The 2,455-nt window shown below is 58.6% G+C and carries 1 pseudogene; it reads right to left on the bottom strand.

From position 1 onward, the window contains the following. A pseudogene (locus AC6ROY_RS25260) lies at window positions 1-2,455 on the bottom strand (hypothetical protein); the annotation flags it as partial.

Raw genomic sequence — 2,455 nt, 5'->3', positions numbered from 1 at the left:
CCTCCGCCGTCTTTTTCTTCAGCCGCAATCCCTCGGACTCCGGCGCATAGTCGAACTCCACGGTCACGCCGTTTTTCGTCACGGCCGTCAGCTGATCCCACGCGTTGTACGTGTAGTGGCTCAAATTCGGCTCAAACACTTCCGCGTTGTTCGCCACCGTTGTCCGATTGCCCCGCGCGTCGTAGGTGTACCGGATCACCTTCCCGCCAGGGCGCGTCGTCTGCTCCAAACGATTGAGCGGGTCGTACTGATGGGTCGTTGTCTGCACCGTGCCGCTCACAAGCTCCCGCACCTCGGTGATATTTCCGTTCTTATCATACGTGTAGCTATATTCCGATAACACAGCCGCGCCTTTTTTGTTCGTCACCTTGGTTAGCCGGTTGATCTTGTCATACAGGTACGTCGTTTGCACATACGTCCCGTCCGCCAGTCTCGGGTAGGTGACCGACTGCAAGGTTCCGTTCGCCTGGTACGTATAATCGGCCGTTGCGGTATCCGCTGCGGATGGCGTGCTCTGGCCGTTTAGCTGCACCTTGTCGATCCGGGTCGTTTTTCCGACGCCGTCAGCGGCTGGCTCGTACAAGTAATTCGTGACAAAGGCGCTGCCGTCCCGGATCGAGGTGAGCTTGCCCAGCTTGTTGTAGCTCGCGTTCCAGGTCTGGGCATGCCCGTCCAGCGTGACGGTCTTCTGCTGCAGCAAACCGCGCGGGGTGTACGCGTAGGTAGCCGTGCTTCGCACCGCACCGCTGACCAACTGCTCCCGCTTAGACGGCCCGAACGGGCTGACGCCATAGAAATTCCGCAGTGCTGTGCCGCCGGAGATGGTGCTCGTCAGCTGGTTGGCTTCATCGTACGTATAGCTCGTCTGGGTTTGATTCATGCTTTGCCTGGACGCTACCAACCCCGCGTGATTCACGACGTACGACTCGCTTTTCGAGCCCGGGTCGGTTTTACGCAGCAGTTGGCCGAGCTCGTTGTAGTCGTACTGGGTGCTCCAACTGCTCGTTCCTCCGATTTGCTTGCGGCTTTTCACTTGTCCCAGCAGCGTGTAGTCCTGCTCGGTGACTTGACCCAGCGCATCGGTCACCCGGCTCAGTCGGTTCAGCGCATCATACGCATAGGTCGTGCTGAACTGGCGCGGGTCGGTGTAGCTGACCAGATTGCCCGCCGCATCATACGCGAACTGCTCCGTCACCGTCTTGCTCCGGCTCGGCCATTCCGGGTATCCGGTGCGGGAGATCACTTGCCCCAAGGGATCGTATTGCGTCTCCAGCACATTTTCCTTCCACGCGTCCTGGGCCGGGTTACTTCGATACGCGGCTACGTTGGCCCGCGCGATCAGGTAGCTGGTGCTTGTTCGCTCCATTCGGTTCGTGTCCGTACGATACAGGTTGCCCAGCGCATCGACCCACTCGGGCTGACCCCAAGGGTCATAGGCCGCTGTGACGATCCCGTTCTCCGCATCCTTCGCATAGATGGGACGACGAAGCGCGTCATACCGGTACTGCACCGGGTCCCCTTCCTGCACCAGCAGCAGCGCTTGACCGAACGCATCGTAAAATTCCTGCTTGTTTTCCACATAACGGTTCGATTCCTGATGCCACAGCCGACTCTCCAGCAGCGTCGTCCGCGCATAGCGGTTCACCGTGTCAAACAGCGGTGAAGTGGCTTGCTTCGTGTACGTGAGCTGCCGGGTGAACGTGTTGACGGCGTTGTCCAGCCCGGTAACGCTTGGATAACGAATGGCCGTCAGCCTGCCCGCGTTGTCGTACGTATACTGCGTCGTGCGGCCGCTTTCGTCAGTTTCGCCGGTTACCACACCGAACAGCAGGGCATACGTTTTGCTTTCCACCTTCTCGGTCAATGTCTGGTAGGCGTTGGTATAGGTCGTTTTGATGCTCGTCGGGAACGCCCGCTTGGCGCTTGTCCCGTAGACCGTCACCGTGCGAGACGTTTTCCCTTGCTCCAGCGGCTTGACCACTTCGACCTCCCGGCCGGTCGGCAGGTCGCGATAGCTGAACTGCGTCGTTTCGCCTTTGGCATTGGTAAGTGCGGCGACTCGGCCCAGCGCATCATACTGTGTCGTCTCGCTTAGCGTCGTGGAGGCGTTTTGCAGCCAGGTTCGCTTCGTGACAAATTTATACGTCGGCTCGTATTCCAGTTGGGTCGTATATAAAGCTTTCGTTGCCGGATTCTGAAGCTGCTCCCAGGTCAACGGCTGGGTGCTGGCTTGCAGGCCGCCCCAGCTATTGTACGTACGATCCGTATACAAGCGCTGGCTCGATCCGTTCGCGTAAGTCGCGTGCTCAGTCCGCGTCGGTAAAAATTTGAACGTTGCATCGAAGGATTGGTTCGTTTCGACGGTTCGTTCACCATGGCTGGCCGTGGTTTCGGTTCGGATCGGCTGGTTATCTTTGTTAAAGACATGCTTGGTTTTCAAGCCGGTAGCGACAAC

The sequence above is a fragment of the Paenibacillus sp. sg306046 genome (genome assembly GCF_059821225.1).
This window is presented reverse-complemented; position numbering and strand designations above follow the sequence as displayed.